Origin of the sequence: Mycolicibacterium madagascariense, from assembly GCF_010729665.1 — a bacterium.
GTDB classification, from domain to species: Bacteria; Actinomycetota; Actinomycetes; order Mycobacteriales; family Mycobacteriaceae; genus Mycobacterium; species Mycobacterium madagascariense.
Window position 1 is genome coordinate 5,672,817 of the sequence record NZ_AP022610.1, and the last position, 22,833, is coordinate 5,695,649.

At 68.5% G+C, this 22,833-nt stretch carries 15 protein-coding genes and 8 pseudogenes; 10 read left to right on the top strand and 13 right to left on the bottom strand.

Translation table 11 applies throughout. From position 1 onward, the window contains the following. Positions 1 to 124 precede the first annotated feature (124 nt). The 5 genes and pseudogenes from G6N60_RS26935 to dnaA form a co-directional block, all read right to left on the bottom strand. A pseudogene (locus tag G6N60_RS26935) lies at positions 125 to 687 on the bottom strand (DUF721 family protein). After that, on the bottom strand, positions 684 to 1,844 hold the full coding sequence (gene recF / locus G6N60_RS26940) for a DNA replication/repair protein RecF (protein ID WP_163743170.1): 1,161 nt from the start codon (positions 1,842 to 1,844) through the stop codon (positions 684 to 686). Before recF ends, G6N60_RS26935 begins: the two are co-directional and overlap by 4 nt. Continuing rightward, entirely contained in the window at positions 1,845 to 2,738 is an 894-nt protein-coding gene (gnd, locus tag G6N60_RS26945; protein ID WP_163743172.1) for a phosphogluconate dehydrogenase (NAD(+)-dependent, decarboxylating), read from the bottom strand. Positions 2,739 to 2,767: 29 nt separating this feature from the next. Next, on the bottom strand, positions 2,768 to 3,967 hold the full coding sequence (gene dnaN, locus G6N60_RS26950; protein ID WP_163743174.1) for a DNA polymerase III subunit beta: 1,200 nt from the start codon (positions 3,965 to 3,967) through the stop codon (positions 2,768 to 2,770). 552 nt (positions 3,968 to 4,519) lie between these two features. After that, entirely contained in the window at positions 4,520 to 5,992 is a 1,473-nt protein-coding gene (gene dnaA, locus G6N60_RS26955; RefSeq protein ID WP_163743176.1) for a chromosomal replication initiator protein DnaA, read from the bottom strand. Between the two features lie 580 nt (positions 5,993 to 6,572). On the opposite strand from dnaA, the gene rpmH reads away from it, so the two are divergent. From rpmH to G6N60_RS26995, 9 genes and pseudogenes are all read left to right on the top strand, one after another. Continuing rightward, on the top strand, positions 6,573 to 6,716 hold the full coding sequence (gene rpmH / locus G6N60_RS26960) for a 50S ribosomal protein L34 (RefSeq protein ID WP_068001749.1): 144 nt from the start codon (positions 6,573 to 6,575) through the stop codon (positions 6,714 to 6,716). A 32-nt stretch (positions 6,717 to 6,748) separates the two neighbouring features. Next, a complete protein-coding gene (rnpA, locus tag G6N60_RS26965; RefSeq protein WP_163730790.1) occupies positions 6,749 to 7,105 on the top strand; it encodes a ribonuclease P protein component in 357 nt (118 codons plus the stop codon). Positions 7,106 to 7,115: 10 nt separating this feature from the next. Then, positions 7,116 to 7,409, top strand: coding sequence for a membrane protein insertion efficiency factor YidD (gene yidD / locus G6N60_RS26970; protein WP_281355796.1), 294 nt, complete (start codon positions 7,116 to 7,118; stop codon positions 7,407 to 7,409). Next, on the top strand, positions 7,402 to 8,529 hold the full coding sequence (gene yidC / locus G6N60_RS26975; protein ID WP_163743178.1) for a membrane protein insertase YidC: 1,128 nt from the start codon (positions 7,402 to 7,404) through the stop codon (positions 8,527 to 8,529). Before yidD ends, yidC begins: the two co-directional genes overlap by 8 nt. 58 nt (positions 8,530 to 8,587) lie before the next feature. Continuing rightward, positions 8,588 to 9,115, top strand: coding sequence for a Jag family protein (locus G6N60_RS26980; protein ID WP_163730794.1), 528 nt, complete (start codon positions 8,588 to 8,590; stop codon positions 9,113 to 9,115). A 54-nt stretch (positions 9,116 to 9,169) separates the two neighbouring features. Further along, positions 9,170 to 9,709 (top strand): annotated as a pseudogene (gene rsmG / locus G6N60_RS29075) (16S rRNA (guanine(527)-N(7))-methyltransferase RsmG); the annotation flags it as partial. 213 nt (positions 9,710 to 9,922) lie between these two features. Next, positions 9,923 to 10,912, top strand: coding sequence for a ParA family protein (locus G6N60_RS28745; protein WP_163730799.1), 990 nt, complete (start codon positions 9,923 to 9,925; stop codon positions 10,910 to 10,912). Next, a complete protein-coding gene (locus G6N60_RS26990; RefSeq protein ID WP_163743183.1) occupies positions 10,909 to 11,889 on the top strand; it encodes a ParB/RepB/Spo0J family partition protein in 981 nt (326 codons plus the stop codon). The genes G6N60_RS28745 and G6N60_RS26990 overlap by 4 nt, the downstream gene beginning before the upstream one ends. Before the next feature lie 169 nt (positions 11,890 to 12,058). After that, entirely contained in the window at positions 12,059 to 12,808 is a 750-nt protein-coding gene (locus tag G6N60_RS26995) for an acetyltransferase (protein WP_163743185.1), read from the top strand. Position 12,809: 1 nt separating this feature from the next. Here G6N60_RS26995 and G6N60_RS27000 read toward each other — a convergent pair whose 3' ends face one another. From G6N60_RS27000 to G6N60_RS27035, 7 genes and pseudogenes are all read right to left on the bottom strand, one after another. Further along, complete coding sequence (locus tag G6N60_RS27000; RefSeq protein ID WP_163743187.1) at positions 12,810 to 14,000, bottom strand: N-acetylmuramoyl-L-alanine amidase; 1,191 nt, start codon at positions 13,998 to 14,000, stop codon at positions 12,810 to 12,812. Between the two features lie 84 nt (positions 14,001 to 14,084). Beyond that, positions 14,085 to 14,397 (bottom strand): annotated as a pseudogene (gene trxA / locus G6N60_RS28980) (thioredoxin); the annotation flags it as partial. A gap of 37 nt (positions 14,398 to 14,434) precedes the next feature. Beyond that, a pseudogene (gene trxB / locus G6N60_RS27010) lies at positions 14,435 to 15,405 on the bottom strand (thioredoxin-disulfide reductase). Between the two features lie 70 nt (positions 15,406 to 15,475). Next, on the bottom strand, positions 15,476 to 15,769 hold the full coding sequence (locus tag G6N60_RS27015) for an RsmA family anti-sigma factor (RefSeq protein ID WP_163743189.1): 294 nt from the start codon (positions 15,767 to 15,769) through the stop codon (positions 15,476 to 15,478). Positions 15,770 to 16,183: 414 nt separating this feature from the next. Next, positions 16,184 to 16,810, bottom strand: coding sequence for an RNA polymerase sigma factor SigM (sigM, locus tag G6N60_RS27025; RefSeq protein ID WP_163743193.1), 627 nt, complete (start codon positions 16,808 to 16,810; stop codon positions 16,184 to 16,186). 58 nt (positions 16,811 to 16,868) lie between these two features. Then, a pseudogene (gene murJ, locus G6N60_RS27030) lies at positions 16,869 to 20,396 on the bottom strand (murein biosynthesis integral membrane protein MurJ). Positions 20,397 to 20,440: 44 nt separating this feature from the next. Beyond that, positions 20,441 to 21,118: pseudogene (locus G6N60_RS27035) on the bottom strand (DUF6049 family protein); the annotation flags it as partial. 17 nt (positions 21,119 to 21,135) lie between these two features. Between G6N60_RS27035 and G6N60_RS27040 the strand changes: the two are divergent. Then, positions 21,136 to 21,572: pseudogene (locus tag G6N60_RS27040) on the top strand (acetyltransferase); the annotation flags it as partial. A 14-nt stretch (positions 21,573 to 21,586) separates the two neighbouring features. Here G6N60_RS27040 and G6N60_RS27045 read toward each other — a convergent pair. Continuing rightward, positions 21,587 to 22,766, bottom strand: a pseudogene (locus G6N60_RS27045) (N-acetylmuramoyl-L-alanine amidase); the annotation flags it as partial. Between the last annotated feature and the right edge of the window lie 67 nt (positions 22,767 to 22,833).

Below are 22,833 nucleotides of genomic sequence, written 5' to 3' on the forward strand. Positions count from 1 at the left end.
CTGAGGCGGCGTTTCCGCGCTCCTAATCGAGCCGTGCACGGTTTTTCTCGACGTCCCGTGCGTCCCGACGACCGAATACGCACCTACACGTGTTGTCGGCGCTCTGAGAACCGGCTGTTTCTGGTCATCCGTAGGTATCCCGGGGGCCTCGTCCCGGCACGTTGTACTTGCCCTTGCGCCAGGTGGGTCCGGCGGGGCCGACGATCTTCAGGCTGGTGACGACGCCGTCGCCGACCGCCGCGGCGATCTTGGCCAGCAGTTGCGCCTGCACCATCCGCAGCTGGGTGGCCCACGCGGTCGACTCGGCCACGACCGTCAGCACGCCGTCGCGCAGGACTGTCGGATCGGCGTGCTCGGCGATCTGCTCACCGACGACGGCCGCCCACTGGCCGAACACCGAGCCCTCCGCCACGCGTGCGGACCACCCCCGGCTCTTGGCGAGCTCGGAGGTCGCCGCGGCCAACGTCTGGGGATCACGCGAATCCGGACCGGGTCCCGACCATCGCCGCCGGAAGCCGCGTGTCGGGGTGGCGTTCGTCGAGGACGTGCGACCCCTCCCGACGTCCTTGCCCTGGCTCTTCGCCGCGCCCGGGCCTCCTCGAGGGCGCGGCGCACCAGGTCCATCCCCTTCAGATGGGCCAGCGCATCGGGCGGTCCCAACGGCTCGTCGTCGCTGCGGTCCGTCATGGAATCACCTCCGACACTCGACCGGAATCCTCGTCGCGCATGCCGATGCGCATCCGCCGAGCATCCCAGTCCTGCGGGATGTCCTCGGCCACCGCGGCGGTCACCAACACCTGCTCGGCCGACGCGGCCACCTCGACCAACGCCCGCCGCCTGGCGTTGTCCAATTCGGCGAACACGTCGTCGAGCAGCAGCACCGGGTCCGAGCCCTCGGATCGCAGCAATTCGTAGGCCGCGAGTCTCAGCGACAACGCCATCGACCACGACTCGCCGTGGCTGGCGAAACCCTTCGCGGGCTGATCCCCAAGCCGCAGTTCGAGGTCGTCGCGGTGCGGACCGACGAGACAGACTCCCCGTTCCAGTTCGGCCGAGCGCCGGCGCGCCAACTCGTCGAGCAGCGCCACCTCGAACACCTCCTGATTCGCCGCGCCCGTCGAGGCCTCGGCCTCGACCGCCTCCACCGCACTGCGGTAGCGCACCGACGCCGGACGCGACGCCGGCGCCAGCAGCTGGTAGGCCTTCTCGATCTCGGGGGCCAGCAGCGTGACCAGCGCAACCCTCGCCGCGATCAGCTTGGCACCGTGGGACGCCAGGTGCCCGTCCCAGACGTCGAGGGTCTCCAACGCGCCCGCATCGCCCCGATACCGCGCGCCCGCAGCACTCTTCAGCAGCGCCGTCCGTTGGCGCAGCACCTTCTCGTAGTCGGCGCGCACCCCGGCCACCGACGGCCGCCGGGTCGTGGCGAGCTCGTCGAGGTACCGGCGCCGCTCCCCAGGATCCCCACGCACCAGCGCCAGGTCCTCCGGTGCGAAGAGCACCGCCCGCAACGCCCCCAGGATCTCGCGGGCGCTGCGCACCGGCGACCGGTTCAACCGCGCCTTGTTGGCGCGGCCTGCGGTGATCTCCAGGTCGATTGCCAACTCACGACCGTCGTTGACCACGATCGAGGACACGATCGCGCGCTCGGCGCCCGCCCGGATCAGCGGGGCGTCCGACCCCACCCGGTGTGACCCCAGCGTCGACGAATACCACAGCGCCTCAACGATGTTCGTCTTTCCAAAGCCGTTGGGTCCGACGAACACGGTGCGCCCGGGCACCAGCTCCAACTCGAGGTGCGACCACGAGCGGAAGTCGGTCAGCGCGACGTGACGGACGTACACCTAGCCCGACTCGCTGATCCTCTTCACCGCGTGGCCACCGAACTGGTTCCGCAGTGCCGCGACGGCCTTCATCGTCGGCGAATCATCTTGTCGCGAAAGGAATCTCGCGAACAACGACGCGGCGATGGCGGGCACCGGCACGCGCAGGCGAATGGCCTCCTCGACCGTCCACCGACCCTCACCCGAATCGTCGGTGTACCCGCGGATCTCGGCGAGCTGGGGATCTTCCTTGAGGGCCTTGGCCAGGAGCGTCTGCAGCCAGGACCGCACGACGGTGCCGTTGGTCCAGGCCTGGTAGACCTCCTGCGGACTCTTGATGAGGTCCTCGGCGGCCAACATCTCGTATCCCTCGCCGTAGGCCGTCATCATGGCGTACTCGACACCGTTGTGAACCATCTTGGCGAAGTGCCCGGCACCGACGGGACCGGCGTGGACGAAGCCGTCCTCCCGAGGTCCCGCCGGCCGCAGCGTGTCGAAGATCGGCATGACCTTCTCGACGTCCTCGTCGCTGCCGCCGACCATCAACCCGTAGCCCTCGGTCAAGCCCCAGATGCCACCGGACACCCCGGCATCGATGAAGCCGATCTTCTTCTCCGCCAACAGGGCAGCGTGCGGTTGATCCTCGGTGTAGCGCGAGTTGCCACCGTCGATCACCAGGTCGCCTTCACTCAGCACCTCGGACAATCCGACGATGGTCTCGTTGGTGATGTCGCCGGAGGGCACCATGACCCACACCGCGCGGGGCGCGGTCAGCGCCTTGGCGAGCCCGGCGAGGTCCGGAACGTCGCTGACCTCGGGGCGGGGGTCGTACCCGATGACCTCGTGACCGCCCTTGCGGAGCCGGTCACGCATGTTGAAGCCCATCTTTCCGAGACCGACCAGGCCGAGTTGCATGTGCGCCTCTTTCGTGGCGATAGGGCCGGTCAGCCCGGAAGCCGCACCGGCATCAACAAATACACGTAGTCGGTTTGCCCAGCCGGGAACGGACCGGTCGCACCGACGTGCGCATCACCATCATCACCCGCCGGCCGCAACACTGCGGGACGGCTGGATGTCGTGAAGCCGAACGTCACCTTTGACGAGTGCAGCGAACCCAGGCCGTCGGTCAGGTACGTCGGGTTGAAGGCGATGGTCAGCGGGTCGCCGGAGAATTCGACGGGCAGATCCTCCTCAGCCCGGCCGACGGCGTCCTCACCGCCGGCGGTCAACCGTAGCGAATCGTCGCTGAACTCCATCCTGACCTGGGCGCCGCGGTCGGCCACCAGCGCCACGCGCTTGATGGCCTCGGTCAGCTCCGCGACGCCGACCGTGGCGACGGCGGTGTGTTCGGCGGGCAACAGCTGCCGGAACTTCGGGAATTCCGCGTCGAGCAGTCGGCTGGTGGTGCGCTTGCCGTTGCTGCGGATGCCGAGCAGTCCGTCCTTGCCGACGGCGGCCCCCGCGCCGAGCGACAGGTGGACGTCGGTGCCGTCGGTCCCCGCGCGCGCGGCCTCGGCCAGCGTCTTGGCGGGTACCAGGATGGCGGCCTCGATGTCGGCCGCGCTCGTCGACCAGGTCAGCTCGCGAACCGCGAGACGGAAGCGGTCGGTGGCGGCCAGCACGACCTTCTCACCCGAGATCTCGACCCGGATGCCGGTCAGCATCGGCAGCGTGTCGTCACGCCCGGCGGCGACGGCGACCTGGCTGATGGCCTGGCCGAACAGATCGGAGGCGACGACACCGGTCTCCTCGGGCAGCGCCGGCAGCGTCGGGTAGTCCTCGACGGCCATCGTCGGCAGGGAGAACCGGGCGCTGCCGCAGCTGAGCGAGACACGGGTGCCCTCGACGCTGACGTCGACGGGCTTGGCAGGCAGGGACTTCGTGATGTCGGAGAGCAGCCGTCCCGAGACGAGAACGCTTCCGGGAGTGGCGATTTCAGCCGCCACCCGGACCTCGGCCGACACCTCGTAGTCGTAACCGGAGATGGTCAGACCCTCGTCGGAACCGGTGAGCAGCACCCCGGAGAGCACCGGCACCGTCGGCCGGGTCGGCAGGATGCGCGCCACCCACGCCACCGCGTCGGCGAAGTCCTCCCGCACCAGGCGGAACTTCAGGTCGGTACCCATCGTCGTCGCCACGTCCATCGCGTCCCCTTCAGTGAAACCCGAGCTACAAGCACTAGCAGCGGATCTACGGGTGCCTTGCGGACATGTCACCACGCTGCGATTCGACGACCGTTCCGGTTGTCGAAGACCCACCGTAGAGCCTCCGCCTTCAAGTTGAAAGCTAATCCATCGGAGTGACAGACGCCCCGTGAGGTCCGCTCGACGAGCGACCCACAGGGCGCGCTCCCCAGGTCCTTCTCTTAGAAGAGAATCTAGAGATAGAGATGAGTAACAGTAATAGGTGCTGTGGATGCTGTTAGTGCACGCGGCGCCGCGCAGGTCGGGGGCGGTGCGGTCTCGTGGGGCACTCGTGGATCGTCGCGAGGCGCCGACGGCCGCCCTGTGGACGGCCTCGTGGTGTGTGCACCGATGCGGCCGCCGCCGCCGCTTCGTCCAGAACCTGTACACGAGTTGTCCACGAGACGGTCATGTGACTCGTGGTGCGAGAGGGTCAGAAGATTTTCGAAAATCGTTGGCGCAGGGGAGAACTCGACGGGTGTCTACCCGATGCGAGGGTGGGGAAGCGAGGGCTCAGCGCTTGGAGCGCTGGCGGATCCGCGTGGTGAGTTCCTTGACGTTGTCGAAGACCTCGCGCCGCTGAGCCATCTCGCCGCGGATCTTGCGCTCGGCGTACATCACCGTGGTGTGGTCGCGGCCGAACGAGTGACCGATCTTCGGCAGGGACAGATCGGTGAGCTCGCGGCACAGATACATGGCGATCTGGCGGGACTGTGCCAGCGCGCGGGTCTTGCCGGGGCCGCGGAGCTCTTCGATGGTCGTCTCGAAGTACTCGGCGGTCGCGGCCATGATGGTCGCGATGCTGATCTGCATCGTGCTGGCATCGGAGATCAGATCGCGCAGCACGATCTCGGCGAGCGACTTGTCGATGGCCGCCTTGTTGAGCGAGGCGAACGCAGTCACGCGAATCAGCGCGCCCTCGAGTTCGCGGATGTTGCGTTCGATGCTGCTGGCGATCAGTTCCAGGACGTCGTCGGGGACGTCGAGCCGATCCATCTGAGCCTTCTTGCGCAAGATGGCGATTCGCGTCTCGAGCTCGGGTGGCTGGACGTCGGTGATCAAGCCCCACTCGAACCTCGTCCGCAACCGGTCCTCGAGCGTCGCGAGCTGCTTGGGCGGCCGGTCGGACGAGATCACGATCTGCTTGTTCGCGTTGTGCAGGGTGTTGAAGGTGTGGAAGAACTCCTCCTGGATGCCTTCCTTGCCTTCGATGAACTGGATGTCGTCGACGAGCAGGACGTCGATGTCGCGATAGCTCCGCTTGAACGACGCCTTGCGGTCGTCGCGCAGGGAGTTGATGAAGTCGTTCGTGAACTCCTCGGTCGACACGTACTTCACGCGCATTCCCGGGAACAGCCGCTGGGCGTAGTTGCCCGCCGCGTGCAGCAGGTGGGTCTTGCCCAGACCGGACTCGCCCCAGATGAACAAGGGGTTGTAGGCGCGGGCCGGCGCCTCGGCGATCGCGAGCGTCGCGGCGTGGGCGAACCGGTTGGACGCCCCGATGACGAAGGTGTCGAACGTGTAGCGGCGGTTGAGGCTGACGTCGTTGGACGGCGGATTCTGCGGCCGGTTGGTGAAGTAACTCGGCCAGCTCTCCTCCGCGCTGGCGAGTGCTTCCTCGTCGTCGTCGACCTCGTCCGGATCGGGCAGGCCGTCCAGCGGGAGCTCGGTGCCGGCATCGGGTGCCGGGGTCTCGATGCGGACCCCGAGTTCCACGCGCTGGCCGAGGCGGCGGCTGAGACTCGAGATGATCGGCTCGCGGAGGTGACGCTCGATCTCGTTCTGGACGAACGGTGTCGGAACCGACAGCAGGGCAAACCCCTCGGCGATGACCAGCGGCTTCACCAGCTTGAGCCAGGCCCTTTGCTGTGGGGTGAGGTTGGGGATCGCGGCGCCGGTCGCCGAGTCCGAGCCGAAGTCACCGTTGAGCTCCGTCACGACGTCGTTCCAGATGGCGACGAACGGGGGGTCGGGGTCTGCTGTCAACGGAGACGTCCCCCTCTTGGCCGGGCGTGTTGGCCGAATGGACGAAAACCGGATGTCCACATGGTTATCCACAATTTGTGGATAACCGACACCGGTCGTCGTGTCGTGCGTTCTGGCAGGACAGCCAGGCTCCCGGGGCACGTCACTAGGCCCGACCGGGTGGTCGAGGGCGTCGTGGGCTCGCGGTCGCGCGACCGTCATTCGCTTGTGTCGTCTAGCGCCGTCTCGTCTGAAATGGCCTTGGCAGAAGCTAACAGGTTTATTGCCGGGTGCCAACAGTTCGGGAACATTGACGGCGTCTCCCAGGAAGCTTCTGGCAAGCACCGTGCTGGGTGGTGACGGTGTGAAGAATGTGGCGGTAGCTGGAGCCGGAGAAGGCGGTTTGACCTAGGGAAATCTCGTCAGTACCCTCGAACAGTCGCCCGAACGTGGCGGCACGGCTGCGACCCGGATCCTCGGGTTCACGCGCCGGGGCTAGCAAGCGAGACGAACAGAAGCGTACGTACTGCGGCTGCTTCCACGCGCACATGGAGCTCATGTGCGACGGAGCGGGCGCGACCGTCACAGAGGAGAAGCAGCCGTGGCCAAGGGCAAGCGGACATTTCAGCCGAACAACCGGCGCCGGGCTCGCGTGCACGGCTTCCGGTTGCGGATGCGCACCCGCGCCGGCCGCGCCATCGTGTCGGGTCGGCGCAGCAAGGGCCGTCGCTCGCTCACTGCATGATCCCGTGTGGGTCGTGAGCGGGGTGTAGGAGAGTGCTTCCGGCTCAGTACCGGATGACGCGGTCGACCGACTTCGGGCTGACCGTGAGTCGCGGCCTTCGCGCGGCCCAACCCGATCTCGTCGTTCACGCCCTCGTGTCGACCGGTGAGGAAACGACTCCGAAGATCGGGCTCGTCGTATCGAAGTCGGTCGGGTCGGCCGTGCAGCGCCATCGGGTATCCCGGATGCTGCGGCACGTGGCACGCGGGGTGATCGACGATCTGGGGCCAGGTGACAAAGTGGTGATCCGAGCACTCCCCGGCAGCAGGCACGCCATCTCCGCCAGGTTGGCGCAGGAACTGCACACCGCGCTGCAGCGCGTGAAGGCCAACGCCGGAGGCCGGGGATGACGCGCCGCGGGTGGCCGGCGTGGCCATCCGCGCCATCGAGCTGTACCGCACGATGATCTCGCCACTGCGTCCCGCCTCGTGCCGCTTCACCCCGACGTGCAGTCAGTACGCCGTCGACGCCCTGCGGGAGTACGGCGCGGTGCGGGGGAGTTGGCTGGCCCTGGTGCGGCTGGCCAAGTGCGGCCCATGGCACCGAGGCGGATGGGACCCGATTCCGGAACGGCACGAGATCGGATGTCGTCCGCGGACGGACTCCGGCGAAGCTGAGGACACCGCGACGCTGAGGAGCGATTCGTTTGTTTAATTGGTTCAGTCTCGACGTCATCTACTACCCGGTCTCCGCGATCATGTGGCTCTGGTACAAGGCGTTCGCCTTCGTGCTCGGCCCCGACAACTTCTTCGCGTGGGCACTGGCAGTGATGTTCCTCGTGTTCACGCTGCGGGCGATCCTCTACAAGCCCTTCGTTCGGCAGATCCGCACGACGCGGCAGATGCAGGAATTGCAGCCGCAGATCAAGGCGCTGCAGAAGAAGTACGGCAAGGATCGCCAGCGGATGGCGCTGGAGATGCAGAAGCTGCAGAAGGAACACGGCTTCAATCCGATCCTCGGCTGTCTGCCCATGCTGGCCCAGATCCCGGTGTTCATCGGGCTCTATCACGTGCTGAACTCATTCAACCGGACGCAGACCGGCTTCGGCCGACTGGGCCTGTCAGTCGAGCAGAACCGCGAACTGGGCAACTACATCTTCAGCGCCACCGACGTCGGACACTTCCTGGACGCCAACCTCTTCGGTGCCCCGCTCGGCGCGTCGATGATTCAGACGGTGGGACTGGGCGCCTTCGACGACTTCAACCGGGCGGCCGTCATTGCGGTCGGCGTACCGCTGATGATCATCGCGGGCATCGCGACGCACTTCAACAGCCGCGCCTCGGTGGCACGGCAGAGCGTCGAGGCCGCGGCCAATCCGCAGACCGCGATGATGAACAAGCTCGCGCTGTACGTGTTTCCCCTCGGCGTGGTCGTCGGTGGTCCGTTCCTCCCGATCGCGATCATCCTGTACTGGGTGTCGAACAACATCTGGACCTACGGCCAGCAGCACTACGTGTTCGGCAGGATCGAGAAGGAAGAGGAGCTGAAGAAGCAGGAGGACTTGGCGCGTCGTGCGTCGAATGCCCCGGCTCCCGGTTCCAAGCCCAAACGCAAGCGGCCCGCAGCCAACGGTGCGGCGCCGACCGTGCCCGCGCCCACCGAGCTGTCCGAGACGACGGGGCAGGAGACCGATCCGCTCGAGTCCGACGCGAAGACGCCCGTGTCGAAGCCGGTGTCGAACGCCGGTGGGAAGGCGACGCCCTCCAAGGCCGGCGCGGGCGCCAACCGTGCGCCGCGCCGAACGAACAACCGCCCGAAGAAGCGACGCCCCTAACTTTCACCCGATCGAGCTCGGGTCCCTGATGGCTGAGACAGCAAGGAAGTGAACGAACATGACTGATGCCGATACCACCGAACGTACGGACGTCGACGACGCCGCACCCGCGTCGGACAATCTCGAGGACCGTCTCGTCGCCGAGGGCGAGATCGCCGGTGACTATCTCGAGGAACTGCTCGATCTCCTGGACTTCGACGGGGACATCGACCTCGACGTCGAGGGTGATCGTGCGGTGGTGGCGATCGACGGCGGCAGCGATCTGGCCAAGCTCGTCGGTCGCAAGGGCGAGGTGCTCGATGCGCTGCAGGAGCTGACCCGGCTGGCCGTGCACCAGAAGACCGGCGAGCGCAGTCGCCTCATGTTGGACGTGGCGCATTGGCGGCGTGGCCGTCGAGACGAGCTGGCCGCTCTCGGTGACAAGGTGGCGCGGCGGGTGCTGGCGAGCGGCGAGCGTGAGGAGCTCACGCCGATGACGCCGTTCGAGCGCAAGATCGTGCACGACGCCGTGTCGGCTGTCGATGGCGTTCGCAGCGAGAGCGAGGGCGCCGAGCCGTCGCGCCGCGTCGTCGTCCTGCCGGCCTGACGTCTCTAGTTACAACGATGTAGTTCGTGTGGCCGGTGGCGTCGGAGTCGGAGGATGTTTCACGTGAAACATGGTGAAGCGCCGGCGGCGCCGCCGTCCGCTGCGGCAGTGTTCGGGGAATGCCTCGAGCTGGCAGAGCAGTATGCGGCCGTGTTGGCCGGCGCCGGCATCGAGCGTGGACTCATTGGTCCAGGGGAAGTCGATCGACTCTGGGAACGGCACATTCTGAATAGCACCGCGGTGGCCGAATTGCTGAACTCGGGGGAGCGCGTCGCAGACGTCGGCAGTGGCGCGGGATTGCCGGGCATTCCCTTGCGGCTGGCGCGGGCCGACGTCGCGGTCACCTTGGTCGAGCCGCTCCTGAGGCGGGCGGAGTTTCTCAGCGAGGTCGTCGAGCTGCTCGGTATTCCTGTGACGGTAATCCGCGGGCGAGCGGAGGAGCGGGCCGTGCGTGATGCGGCGGGTCACATCGACGTCGTCACGTCGCGGGCTGTCGCGTCTCTCGACAAGCTGTCGCGCTGGTGCTTGCCCCTCCTCGAACCGGGGGGTCGGATGCTGGCGATGAAGGGTGAGCGGGCGGCGGCCGAGATCGCCGAGCACCGCCGCGTGATGAGCTCATTGGGTGCCACCGACGTGAAGGTGATGGAATGTGGCGTGAACTATTTGACTCCACCCGTGACCGTGGTCGTAGCGGTGCGGGGGAGTCGTTCGGGAGCCGGTCGTCGGGGGTCACGCATACCCCCGGCGCCTCGGTCGCAGAGCCAGGAGCGACGACCACCACGGCCCCAGGGTCGACGAGGAGGACCAGTGACACGACCGCCGAGTGGCGACGGCGGCACTTCGTCGCCGGCTAGCCCGCCCGATGTTTCACGTGAAACATGGCGCCCTCCTGTCGACGTGGAATGGAAGGACCAGACGGTCGGCGATACGCCCATTGGGGCCGAGGCCGAGCGCGCCGTCCGTGTCCTCCACGGCGCCAAGGGTCGGCAGCTGCCGCGGCCCCCACGCCAACGGGTGTTCACGATCGCGAACCAGAAGGGCGGCGTCGGCAAGACCACGACCGCTGTCAACGTCGCCGCGGCGCTCGCGCTGCAGGGGCTGAAGACTCTGGTGATCGATCTCGACCCGCAGGGCAATGCGAGCACCGCGCTGGGCATCGAGCATCGCCCCGGCACACCGTCGTCGTACGAGGTGCTGATCGGTGAGATCCCCGTGAAGGACGCGCTGCAGCAGAGCGCGTACAGCGAACGCCTCTACTGCGTGCCCGCGACGATCGATCTGGCGGGCGCCGAGATCGAACTCGTCAGCATGGTGGCCCGGGAGGGCCGACTGCGCAATGCGCTCGCGACGCTCGAGGAGTACGACTTCGACTATGTCTTCATCGACTGCCCGCCCTCCCTTGGCCTGCTGACGATCAACGCGCTCGTCGCCACGCCCGAGGTGCTGATCCCGATCCAGTGCGAGTACTACGCACTCGAGGGCGTCGGTCAGTTGCTCCGCAACATCGAGATGGTCAAGTCGCACCTCAATCCTCTGCTGGACGTCACGACCGTCGTGCTCACGATGTACGACGGACGGACCAAGCTGGCCGACCAGGTGGCCGACGACGTCCGGTCGCACTTCGGGGCCAAGGTGCTCCGGACCGTCATCCCGCGCAGCGTCAAGGTCTCCGAGGCGCCGGGCTATGGCATGACGATCCTCGAATACGATCCGGGATCGCGCGGTGCGATGAGCTATCTCGACGCCAGCCGTGAGATCGCCGAACGTGCCCACACCACGGGGAAGGAACCACGATGACGCCGCCTCCCAAGCGAACCGGCCTCGGACGTGGATTGGCGTCCCTGATCCCGACCGGCCCCAGCGACAGCGAGCTGAGCCCGGCGATGGGCGCGGCCGCGGCCGACGTGATGTACGGCAGCGCGCCGACCGCCACGGTCGAGCCCGTCGATGACGTGGGTGCGGTGTACCGCGAGATCGATCCGTCGCTGATCGAACCCAACCCGAAGCAGCCGCGCCAGGTGTTCGACGGTGACGCCCTCGCCGAACTGGTGCACTCGATCCGTGAGTTCGGACTGATGCAGCCGATCGTCGTGCGGGCGCTGAAGCCGGCCGACGGCGGTCCTCGGTACCAACTGGTGATGGGGGAGCGGCGCTGGCGCGCGGCCCAGGAGGCCGGTCTCGCCGCCATCCCGGCCATCGTGCGCGAGACCGCCGACGACAGCATGCTGCGGGACGCGCTGCTGGAGAACATCCATCGCGCACAGTTGAACCCGTTGGAAGAGGCGGCGGCGTATCAACAGCTGCTCGACGAATTCGGCGTCACCCACGACGAGCTCGCGGTGCGAATCGGTCGGTCGCGCCCGGTGATCAGCAACATGATTCGGCTGCTGCGGCTGCCGATCGCGGTGCAGCGCCGGGTGGCGGCGGGCGTCTTGTCCGCCGGCCACGCCCGGGCGTTGCTCGCCCTCGAGGGTGGTGCGGAGAAGCAGGAGGAGTTGGCCGCCCGCATCGTCGCCGAGGGCCTTTCGGTTCGGGCGACGGAGGAGGCGGTGACGCTGGCGAACCGGGATGGCGTCCCTGACGCCCCACCGGCGCCGCGGCGCAAGCCGATCCAGATGCCGGGGCTGCAGGACGTTGCTGAGAAGCTGTCGTCGGCGTTCGATACCAGGGTCACCGTGAGTCTAGGCAAACGCAAGGGCAAGATCGTCGTGGAGTTCGGCTCGGTCGACGACCTTCAGCGCATAGTCGACCTAATGAACGCGTCGGAGGCATGACCGGTCACACGGCGTAATTACGTCACTGTGACACCAGCCCGCCGTCGTCGGCCCTCGAAGGAGCTAAACCCTTGCGCAGCAACGTGATTCGCATGTCTCCGGACTCGGAGCCAGCACGCCGTGCCGTGACCCTGCGTCGGCGGCCGGCACGAGCGGACTGGGCGGTCTAGTGTCCGCCCGCATCACTCCGCTGCGACTCGAAGCCTTCGAGCAGTTGCCCAAGCACGCTCGGCGCTGTGTCTTCTGGGAGGTCGACCCGGCCACCCTGCAGCGCGGAGATCACCTCGCCGACCCGGAGTTCGAAAAGGAAGCCTGGCTCTCGATGGTGATGCTCGAGTGGGGTTCCTGCGGACAGCTCGCCGTCCCATGCGAACCCGAGGAGGCCGACTTCACCGCATCGGCGTCCAGTGGCGACGACCCGTGTCTGGGCTACGCGTTCTATGCGCCGCCGCGCGCGGTGCCACGAGCGGGCCTCTTCCCGACCGGACCCGTGAGTGCCGACGCCGTCTTGTTGACGACGGTGGGCGTCGAGTCGGGGGAGGACGGCGACGGGCTCACCCGGGCTTTGATGGCTGCGGTCGTCGGGGACCTGGTGCGACGAGGCGTCCGCGCCCTCGAGTCCTACGGCAGGACGCCCGACGCAGCGGAACTGTCTGACCCACAACGGGTTTCGCCGGACCTGCGCCCCGCGGTCGCGGTCCTCGGCGACTGTTCGGTGGAGCAGTGCGTGACCGACGCGGAGTTCCTCGCCGACGTCGGCTTCGAGGTCGTCGCGCCGCATCGGTACTTCCCGCGGATGCGGCTCGAACTCGAGCAGGGGCTGGGATGGAAGGCCGACGTCGAAGCAGCGCTGGAGCGACTCCTGGTGAGCGCCGAGCTGAAGCAGCCCGTCGGAGCCGGCGCGAGCCTGCGCGCGTGACTCAGCTCTGGGCGGCGCGCTGCTGTTCGACCGACCGCTCGTGGGCGAGCAGTTCGGCGAAGGTGAACGTGCCCGTCGGACGATCGTTCTTGCCCAGCAGATAGAGCCGTTTGACGGCCGCGAGTATGCCCTCGGACAACGCGTCACGCACCTGCCCGGACACCAGCAGATCCCGGTCGTGCGCATTGGTGATGTAGCCGACGTCGATCTGCACGGTGGGCATGCGCGTCAGGCGCAGCAGATCCCACGTGCGGCCGTGCGTGCGGCAGTCGCGTAATCCCGTGCGCGCCACCAACTCTCGCTGCACGAAGTCCGCGAGGTTGCGGCCGATGGTCGACACCGAGCCGTGCGAATTGCCGAAGTGGAACGATGCGACGCCGTTGGCGGGGGAGCCGGGCAGGGCGGCGCAGCGCAGGCTGATCATCAGATCGGCGCCCACGGTGTTCGCCGTCGCGGCGCGCTCGGCGTCGGAGGGACTGCGACCGACAGGCCGGGACAGGAAGGTCTCCATGCCGATCGCCGTCATCCGGCCTTCGAGGCGACTCGCGAGGTCCCACAGGATGTCGGCTTCGCTGATGGGTCCGTCGGGACCGTTCATGATGGGCCCGTGGTCGTCGCCACCGCGGCCCGGATCGATGATGATGCGCTTGCCCGACAGCCGCGGCCCGGAGCGGCGGACCAACTCCTCGCGGATCGCGTGCAGCGAGCCACCCGTCACGCGGGAGCCGAGGAAGTACAGCGAGCGCAGCGTCTCCGGACCGCAGATGCCGTCCGGGTACAAGCCGTACTCGCGCTGATAGGACATCAGACCGTTGTGGGTCTGCAAACCGAAGTGGCCGTCGACGAGGCCGGTGTAGAACCCGAGGTCCTGCAACCGGGCCTGCAGCGTCGCGACGTCGTCGCCGTACATCGGCGCGCCGAACTGGTGCGCGAGTGTCCGTGCCCCCAGCCGGTAGGACGCCTCCTTCAGCGCGCGGTACGTGGCCTCTCCGACCACGCCGTCGACCAGCAACCCCCGGTGCTGCTGGAAGGCGCGGACCGCGTGATCCAGGTCGTCGTCGAAGGCATCGAAGGCCACGTGCTTGCCCGTGGTGAGGTCCGCGTCGGAGTTGTCGAGCAGCCCCAACGCCGCCAATGCCGCCCGAATCTCGGCCACGGGGATTCCCCGATCGCCGCGGCGCAGACTAGACATGAACAGAATTGTCGCAGACAGAACCGGTAATTCTGAAACCTCCAGGCCAGTCGGGAAACCACGGCTGCCGTTGCCGGAGGCCGATCAGACGACGTCGGACAGCTCGCGCAGCAGCGGCCTTGCCCTTCGTGCCGACGATGCGCTTGACCGGCTGACCATCCTTGAACAGGATCAACGTCGGTATCGACACCACCTGGAAGTCGCGGGCGGTGCCGGGGTTGGCGTCGACGTCCATCTTCGCGACGGTGAGTGCGCCAGCCTTCTCGTTGGCAATCTCCTCCAGCACCGGGGCGATCATCTTGCAGGGACCGCACCAGGTGGCCCAGAAGTCCACCAGCACGGGAGTGCTGCTGGACAGGACGTCGCTGGAGAACGAATCGTCGGTGACGGCGACGGTCGCGCTGGTGGTTTCACTCATGTCGGGCTCCTCGGGGTTAGGCGTCGGTGGCGTTGGTGGGGTTCAGCTCGGGGTCTTCGGTGTCGGCGAGCCAGCGCTCGGCGTCGATCGCCGCGGAACACCCGCTGCCCGCGGCGGTGATGGCCTGGCGGTACGTGTGGTCGACCAGGTCGCCGCAGGCGAAGACGCCGTCGACCGAGGTGCTGGTGGTGCGGCCCTTGACGGCGACGTACCCGTCGTCGTCCAAGTCGACCTTGCCCGCGACGAGGCTCGACCGGGGATCGTGACCGATGGCGACGAACACGCCCGTGACGGCGAGCTTCGACTCCTCACCGGTGACGGTGTCGCGCAGGCGCACGCCCGTGACCTTGGCTCGCCCTCCACCTCGGTGACCGCGGTGTTCAGCAGGAACGTGATCTTCGGGTTGGCCTTGGCGCGTTCGAGCATGATCTTCGACGCGCGGAACTCGTCGCGGCGGTGGATGAGCGTCACACTGCGGGCGAACCGGGTCAGGAAGGTGGCCTCCTCCATCGCGGAGTCGCCACCGCCGATCACGGCGATGTCCTGATCGCGGAAGAAGAATCCGTCACACGTGGCACACGTGCTGACGCCGGTGCCGATGCGCTCCATCTCGCCGGGAACGCCGAGCTGACGGGCGGCCGCGCCCATGGCCAGGATGACCGCGCGTGCCCGGAACGTCTCGTCACCGACGGTCACCGTCTTGACGGGGCCGTCGAGCGAGACGTCGTCGACGTCCTCCATGCGCAGGTCGGCGCCGAACCGCAGCGCCTGCTCACGCATCTGCTCCATCAGTTCGGGGCCGGTGATGCCGTCCTTGAAACCCGGGTAGTTCTCCACCTCGGTGGTCGTCATGAGGGCGCCGCCGAATTGCACGCCCTCGAACACCAGCGGATGCAGCTGGGCACGCGCGGCGTACACGGCCGCCGTGTAACCAGCTGGGCCGGAACCGATGATGATCAGGTCGTGGACGGTGTTCGGTGAAGTCATTTCCGCCTTTCTGGGTACGCCTATAACACCAGCGTAAGCCCGGCTGTTCCGCGACGGCGCCTCGGACGCGTCACCGGCGGCCCCAGCGGCGCCACCGCCGGCGGCCCGGTGGCGGACACGAGCGCAGGGCGCGCTCGACGCGCGCGGTGACGTCCGGCGGGACGGCGTCGGCGGTCTCGGCGTCCGCGGCCAGGGCGGCCAGTTGCTGCGGCACCCGGTCCAGCGCGGCGAGGCGGTCGGCGACGTGTGGATCGGCAGCGGCACGGCTGCGCAGGCGGGCCGCGGTGCCCTCGTCGAGCAGACCGTCCCGCAGCGCGGACAGCAGTTCCCACGGGACCCGATCGCCGTCGTGATCGTCTGCCACGCTGTCCACCGAACGCGTCTCCTGCCGGGTCGAGCCGTCGCGCGTCAGTACACCATTGCGCTGCCCGTATCGGGAATTCCGCGGCTCGCCCGTTCGTTGGCTGAGGGGTAGCTGATAAGGCCCTCGGCCACCTTGACATCTCGCCGAACACGAACGAAGGCCCTCATGCGCAACATCCGTCGACTCCTCGTCACCGGCGCCTTCGCCGCCATGGCGAGTTCAGGTCTGATCGCGTTCGGAGCCGCCACCACGCCTGACTCCAGTCCCGTGGCGTGCGACCAGAACATCGTGCCGTACGACCCGTACCACCAGACGTGTGGCATTCCGAACCCGATCCCCGCCGTTCCCGGCGCCTCGCCGGGCGCGGGCACCATCATCGCGTGCCGCAACATCCCGGCTGCCTGTCGCAGGCGGTCAACGGGCCGCAGCTCGTCGCCGTGCCGCGCACCGACACCACGGTGCGGCAGAGTCGCTAGCGGGCCGTCGCGACGCCGTCGAAGGACGCCAGCGACTGGGCCAGCTGGCCCGGGCCCGCGAGCATCGACTCTTGACCGTGCCCTCGGGAATCCCGAGCAGGCGGGCGGTCTCCGCGATCGAGTAGCCCTGCATGTCGACCGCCACCACGACCGCGCGTTGATCGACGGGCAGCCGCAGCAGGGCGCGCTCGACGACGATCGCGGTGTCGACGCGCGCAGTCGGGTCCCCGATCCGGCAGTCGTCGTCCCCCAGCGGGAGCGCGGCGTGAGTCTTGTTGCGCCGCAAGCGGTCCAGACAACAGTTGACGACGATGCGGTACAGCCAGCTGCTCACCGACGCGTCGTGGCGGAAGGTCGGCGCCTTGCGGTGGGCGGCGAGCATCGCCTCCTGCAGGGCATCCGCGGCGTCCTCGGGATGGCGGCTGGTCACCTTCGCCAGCCGGTAGAGCTGCCGCTGGTGGCGGCCGAACAACTCCGCGAAGGCATGTCGATCCCCGGCGACGTGCGCGGCGAGCAACTCCGCATCGGTGCGGTCCCGACCGTCGTGCGACGCGAAAGTCCCCATGCCCGAACAGTAATGAACGCGCCACCCCTGCCCCGACACTTGTTGTGGGGCGCCTGACTCAGGAAGCGGCCTTCAGCGTGATCTCGGAGAGGGCGCTGACGCTCTTGCCGTTGACCGACCCCAGCGTGGTGATCCACACCAGCAGGTTGGAGACCGGCGTCGGGTTGTTGATCGTGATGGTGTTCGTGCCCGGTTTCATCGGCGTCGGGGGTGTCAGCTCGGTGGTCTCGTCGAGCGTCGCCGGCGTCGGTGACTGTGCCGAGCGAAGTTGAATCGACGTGCCGGTGCTGTTGAGGTTCAACGTCACCGACCCGATGGCCGTCGGCTGCGGCAGCTGCAGGACCAACCCGACCCCGTTCTTGAAGTTCGGGAACGGCACGGCGTCGCTGTAGATGTCGGTGGACCAGCTCGTCGCGGGATTGCCGTCGATCGCGTTGGCCGCGTCCGCGGGATTGTCGGCCTCACCGCCGGGCGAAGACCGTTGCGCGAACGGGTTTCACGATCGCCGTGCTCGGCGCACTGGCGCCGGTGCTGCTGCTCGTCGGTGCGTTGAGCCCCAGCTGGTCCTTGTCCAGCGGACCGCCGACGTCACTGAACACGCCCCGCAGCACCGTCGCCAGCACGACGAGGGCGACGACGAGGATGGCACCCGCCACCGCGGCGCCGATCAGGACGCCCTTGCGGCGCTTGGCCTTGGCCTCGGGGTCGTCGTCGGCGGCGTAGCGCGCACGGGGCGCCTCGGGCTGGTCGATCGGCGCGATCAACTCCGTGCGGTCGGCGACGGCGGTGGCTTGCTGCAGCAGGTTGAGCAACGTGGGCGCCGACCTGATGCCGCCGTTCTCCTGCACGGCCCGCACGGCCGCGGCCGAGATCTGGAACGGGATGGCGCGGTCCATGCTGCGCGGCTCCACCGGCTCGCCCGCGGGATCCCGATCGGCGGCCGCCATGCCGCTGCGCACGCCGGACTCCGGCAGGGGCCAGCGGTTGACCAGCAGCGCGTAGAGCGCCGCTCCGATGCCGCGAATGTCGTCCTCGGGCGTGGCGGTGGGCAGCGTCGCCGGGAAGGCGAGCGCGACGTCACCCTCGATGCTGACGCGGATCCTGCCCGGGTGGTCGATCGACAGCGCGACCCCCGCGCGGTGGGCGGCCTCCGCGGCGGCGGCCAGCGACTGGACCGCCCTGGCACCGCCGATCGCCGACGGCGCGGTCTCGGCCACCTCGGCCAGCGACCCGCCGCGAATCCACTCCGAGACCACCAGGCCGCCGGAGCCGGTGCGGGCGACGTCGAGCACGCGAGCCACGCCGGTCGAGTTGACCGAACTCAAACGCATTGTGCGCGAGGATCTCGGTCAGTTCCTCGTCGGGAAGCACGGCGTCGGGATCGATGAAGGTCAGAGCGACCTGACGGTCGAGCACCGTGTCCATCGCATGCCAGAACTGCAGGTGCGGAGGCCCGCCGTGAAACACCAGGAGGCGGTAGCGCCCGCCGGCGATGGTGGCGCCGGGAATGAGGTGGACCTCGTCGTCGGCCGTGGCGGCCTCGATCGCCGGTTCCCCCGGCACGGCAAACGCCGTCGGTTCGCGGGTGGGGTCGCCGGCGTAGTCGGCGGAGGCCGTCCCGACGGCGGCAGATGAGACTCCGCCGGCACGTCGGGTTGGAAGTCGTCGACGCTCTGTCGCGGGATGCGGGTGGTCGCGCCGCTCGCCTCGGTGCGGAATCGCCCGCGGGGTCGTCGGTCACCGCTGGTCCTTTCCGAAGCCCGGCACCGGCGACGGTCGCCGGAGGCCCGCCCTGCCACGCCGGAGGAATTTGACGCGACGGTAACGGACGGAAATTGCTCTGATCAGAGTACGTGAGGGGCATACCGCGGCGAGGTGGGTCGGGCACCCGACCCCGGGGACGGGGTTCGCTCGGAACGGCTCGCCCGCGTCCGAGCCGGCGCCGGACCGCCGCGGCGGCGGCGAGCGCGTCGGGCACCTTGGCGGTCAGCAGCACCGTCGCGATGATCGGCGCCATGATGAGGCCGAGCACCAGCAGCCGCAGGATCGACCCGGCGCCGCCATGGTGCTCGGTGAGCGTCCCGAGGCCCAGCAGTCGGTCGACGACGTGCGCGACCAGGCCCGCGAGCAACGACCCCGCCACGGTGACGAGGATGGTCCGCACCACGTCGAGGCTGATCATTCGTCCGCCCGGCGGTTTGAGATTGGCCCTCAGCATGACGTGGCCGACGACGGCACCGGCCAGGAAGCCGAGCCCGTTGGCGAACCCGAGATAACCGGCGACGAGTTCGGGATCGTCGGTGAGATGCGGCGCGGCGAGCGAGGCGATGACCTTGACCGCGGTGATCACGACGATGAGCACGATGGGGGTCCACGGCTGTTCCCTGGCATAGAAGACCCGCGTCTGCAGCAGCAGCATCGAATACGGCAGCAGGGTGAACGCCGACAGCGTGAGCGCCATCCCGAGGTAGCCGGCGTCCACCTGGCCGAAGTTCCCGTACGCGAACAGCGCACTGCCGATCGCCGGGCCCGCGACGGTCATGAACGCCACGACCGGGATGAGCGTCAGCAGCGTCAGGCGGGTCGCGAACGACAGGTCGGCGAGCACCGCGGGCTGATCGTCGGCCGCGGCGTTGCGCGAGAGCCGCGGCATCACCACCGTCAGCACCGTCACGCCGATCATGCCGAACGGGAGTTGGAGCACGAGCCACGCGTAGTTGTAGATGGCCGGGCCCGAAGCCGCTGCGTGACTGGCGATTTGGTTGCCCACGATGAGGCCGGCCTGGCTGATCAAGACGTAGAGCACCATGGCGGCGGCCATCCCGCCGAACTTCTTGATCCGGTCGTCGAGGCCCCACAGCGGGCGCATGCTGATCCGCTCGCGGCGTACGGCGACGAACACCATCGCGGTCTGGGCCACCACGCCGAGGGTCGTGCCGATGCCCAGGACCAACAGCTTGGCGGTGCCCATCGCGACGGGGTTCAGCGACAGTTCGCCGGGCACGACGACGAAGACGCCGAGGATCGCCAGGCCCACCACGTTGTTCAGCACCGGCGCCCACGCCGGCGGCCCAAAGACGTTGCGCGTGTTGAGGATTGCCATGAACACCGACGACAGGCCGTAGAAGATGATCTGCGGCAGCAGCAGGTAGGCGAACGCCACGGTCAGCGATCGGTCGACCTTCGGATCGCCGCCGAGCATCAGTCGGACGAGCAACGGCGCGGCGGCCACCGAGACCACCGTCGCCACCACCAGCAGTGCGGTCGTCAGCGTCAGCAGGCGGCGTACGAACGCCGTGCCCCCGTCGGCGTCGTCGCGCTCCGCGCGGGCCAGCACGGGTACGAAGATCGCGGTGAACGTCGCCTCGAGCACCAGCGCGGCGATCAGGTTGGGCAGCTGGTTGGACACCGAGAAGGCGCTCAGCAGCGGTCCGCCGAGGATCGTGGCCAGCAGGAGGATGCGGAGGAAGCCGGTGATGCGGCTAATCAACGTCGCGAGCGCCATGCCCCACGACCGCGAGACGACGGCCGAGTCGGTCAGTTCGGGGGCACCGGCGCGGCGGCGCGGCGCTGCGCCCTGCGGGATCCGCTGCGGTGCGCGCGGCGGCACCCTGGGCGGCCGGACGGCATTCACAGGGGGCCGTCCTCGTGGGCCAGCGCGACGTCCAACGGGTCCGGCCTGCGCTCACCGTCGCGCCGCGACGGGCGGTCGAGGTCGGCGCGGTCGGGTTGGCCTCGGAACCGATGCCACAGCCGGCGTCCCGCGAGCAGCACCAGCACCGCCCCGGCGGACAGCGTGATGAAGAACAGCACCTTGCCGTAGGCGTTCGAGTGCACCGACAGCCGCACCGGTTCGCCAAGGGGCAGACCGTCGGCGGTCTGGAGGGCGACGTCGACGGCCACGCGCTGGGTGAAGTGCACCTCGATGGGCACGCGCAGCGGCCGGGAGGCAGTTCGATCTCGCCCATGTTCGTCACGGTCATCCCCGGCGGGGCGTCGACGTCGAGGCGCACCCGGATGGGCACGGGCAGATCGTTGCGCAGGGCCAGCGGCAGCGGACTGCGTTCGGTCGCCAGGGTAGGAGCCGCCGGGGTTGACGATCGTGACGGCGTGCAGCAGGTCCTCGACCGTGGTGCCGACGACGCCGACCCGCTGCCCGCCCAGGCCGTTGCGGGCATCGGGGGCGACCGACTGACTCAGCGCCCGCAGCATGTCCTCCCGCAGCGGCGCGGTGTACTGCGGCCCGGTCAGGCCGGTGCGCGGGTCGGTGGTCAGCGCCCCGGTCAGTCCCCACAGCCGAGCGGTGACGTTCGAGATGTCCGACGACCGGACCCGTGAGTGCCGACGCCGTCTTGTTGACGACGGTGGGCGTCGAGTCGGGGGAGGACGGCGACGGGCTCACCCGGGCTTTGATGGCTGCGGTCGTCGGGGACCTGGTGCGACGAGGCGTCCGCGCCCTCGAGTCCTACGGCAGGACGCCCGACGCAGCGGAACTGTCTGACCCACAACGGGTTTCGCCGGACCTGCGCCCGCGGTCGCGGTCCTCGGCGACTGTTCGGTGGAGCAGTGCGTGACCGACGCGGAGTTCCTCGCCGACGTCGGCTTCGAGGTCGTCGCGCCGCATCGGTACTTCCCGCGGATGCGGCTCGAACTCGAGCAGGGGCTGGGATGGAAGGCCGACGTCGAAGCAGCGCTGGAGCGACTCCTGGTGAGCGCCGAGCTGAAGCAGCCCGTCGGAGCCGGCGCGAGCCTGCGCGCGTGACTCAGCTCTGGGCGGCGCGCTGCTGTTCGACCGACCGCTTCGTGGGCGAGCAGTTCGGCGAAGGTGAACGTGCCCGTCGGACGATCGTTCTTGCCCAGCAGATAGAGCCGTTTGACGGCCGCGAGTATGCCCTCGGACAACGCGTCACGCACCTGCCCGGACACCAGCAGATCCCGGTCGTGCGCATTGGTGATGTAGCCGACGTCGATCTGCACGGTGGGCATGCGCGTCAGGCGCAGCAGATCCCACGTGCGGCCGTGCGTGCGGCAGTCGCGTAATCCCGTGCGCGCCACCAACTCTCGCTGCACGAAGTCCGCGAGGTTGCGGCCGATGGTCGACACCGAGCCGTGCGAATTGCCGAAGTGGAACGATGCGACGCCGTTGGCGGGGAGCCGGGCAGGCGGCGCAGCGCAGGCTGATCATCAGATCGGCGCCCACGGTGTTCGCCGTCGCGGCGCGCTCGGCGTCGGAGGGACTGCGACCGACAGGCCGGGACAGGAAGGTCTCCATGCCGATCGCCGTCATCCGGCCTTCGAGGCGACTCGCGAGGTCCCACAGGATGTCGGCTTCGCTGATGGGTCCGTCGGGACCGTTCATGATGGGCCCGTGGTCGTCGCCACCGCGGCCCGGATCGATGATGATGCGCTTGCCCGACAGCCGCGGCCCGGAGCGGCGGACCAACTCCTCCTCGCGGATCGCGTGCAGCGAGCCACCCGTCACGCGGGAGCCGAGGAAGTACAGCGAGCGCAGCGTCTCCGGACCGCAGATGCCGTCCGGGTACAAGCCGTACTCGCGCTGATAGGACATCAGACCGTTGTGGGTCTGCAAACCGAAGTGGCCGTCGACGAGGCCGGTGTAGAACCCGAGGTCCTGCAACCGGGCCTGCAGCGTCGCGACGTCGTCGCCGTACATCGGCGCGCCGAACTGGTGCGCGAGTGTCCGTGCCCCCAGCCGGTAGGACGCCTCCTTCAGCGCGCGGTACGTGGCCTCTCCGACCACGCCGTCGACCAGCAACCCCCGGTGCTGCTGGAAGGCGCGGACCGCGTGATCCAGGTCGTCGTCGAAGGCATCGAAGGCCACGTGCTTGCCCGTGGTGAGGTCCGCGTCGGAGTTGTCGAGCAGCCCCAACGCCGCCAATGCCGCCCGAATCTCGGCCACGGGGATTCCCCGATCGCCGCGGCGCAGACTAGACATGAACAGAATTGTCGCAGACAGAACCGGTAATTCTGAAACCTCCAGGCCAGTCGGGAAACCACGGCTG

Excerpts from the sequence above, each read along its gene's own strand:
- gnd (WP_163743172.1), bottom strand. The coding sequence starts at position 2,738 with ATGCAACTCGGCCTGGTCGGTCTCGGAAAGATGGGCTTCAACATGCGT.
- dnaN (WP_163743174.1), bottom strand. The coding sequence starts at position 3,967 with ATGGACGTGGCGACGACGATGGGTACCGACCTGAAGTTCCGCCTGGTG.
- G6N60_RS26980 (WP_163730794.1), top strand. The coding sequence starts at position 8,588 with ATGACTGATGCCGATACCACCGAACGTACGGACGTCGACGACGCCGCA.
- G6N60_RS26990 (WP_163743183.1), top strand. The coding sequence starts at position 10,909 with ATGACGCCGCCTCCCAAGCGAACCGGCCTCGGACGTGGATTGGCGTCC.
- G6N60_RS27000 (WP_163743187.1), bottom strand. The coding sequence starts at position 14,000 with ATGTCTAGTCTGCGCCGCGGCGATCGGGGAATCCCCGTGGCCGAGATT.
- sigM (WP_163743193.1), bottom strand. The coding sequence starts at position 16,810 with ATGGGGACTTTCGCGTCGCACGACGGTCGGGACCGCACCGATGCGGAG.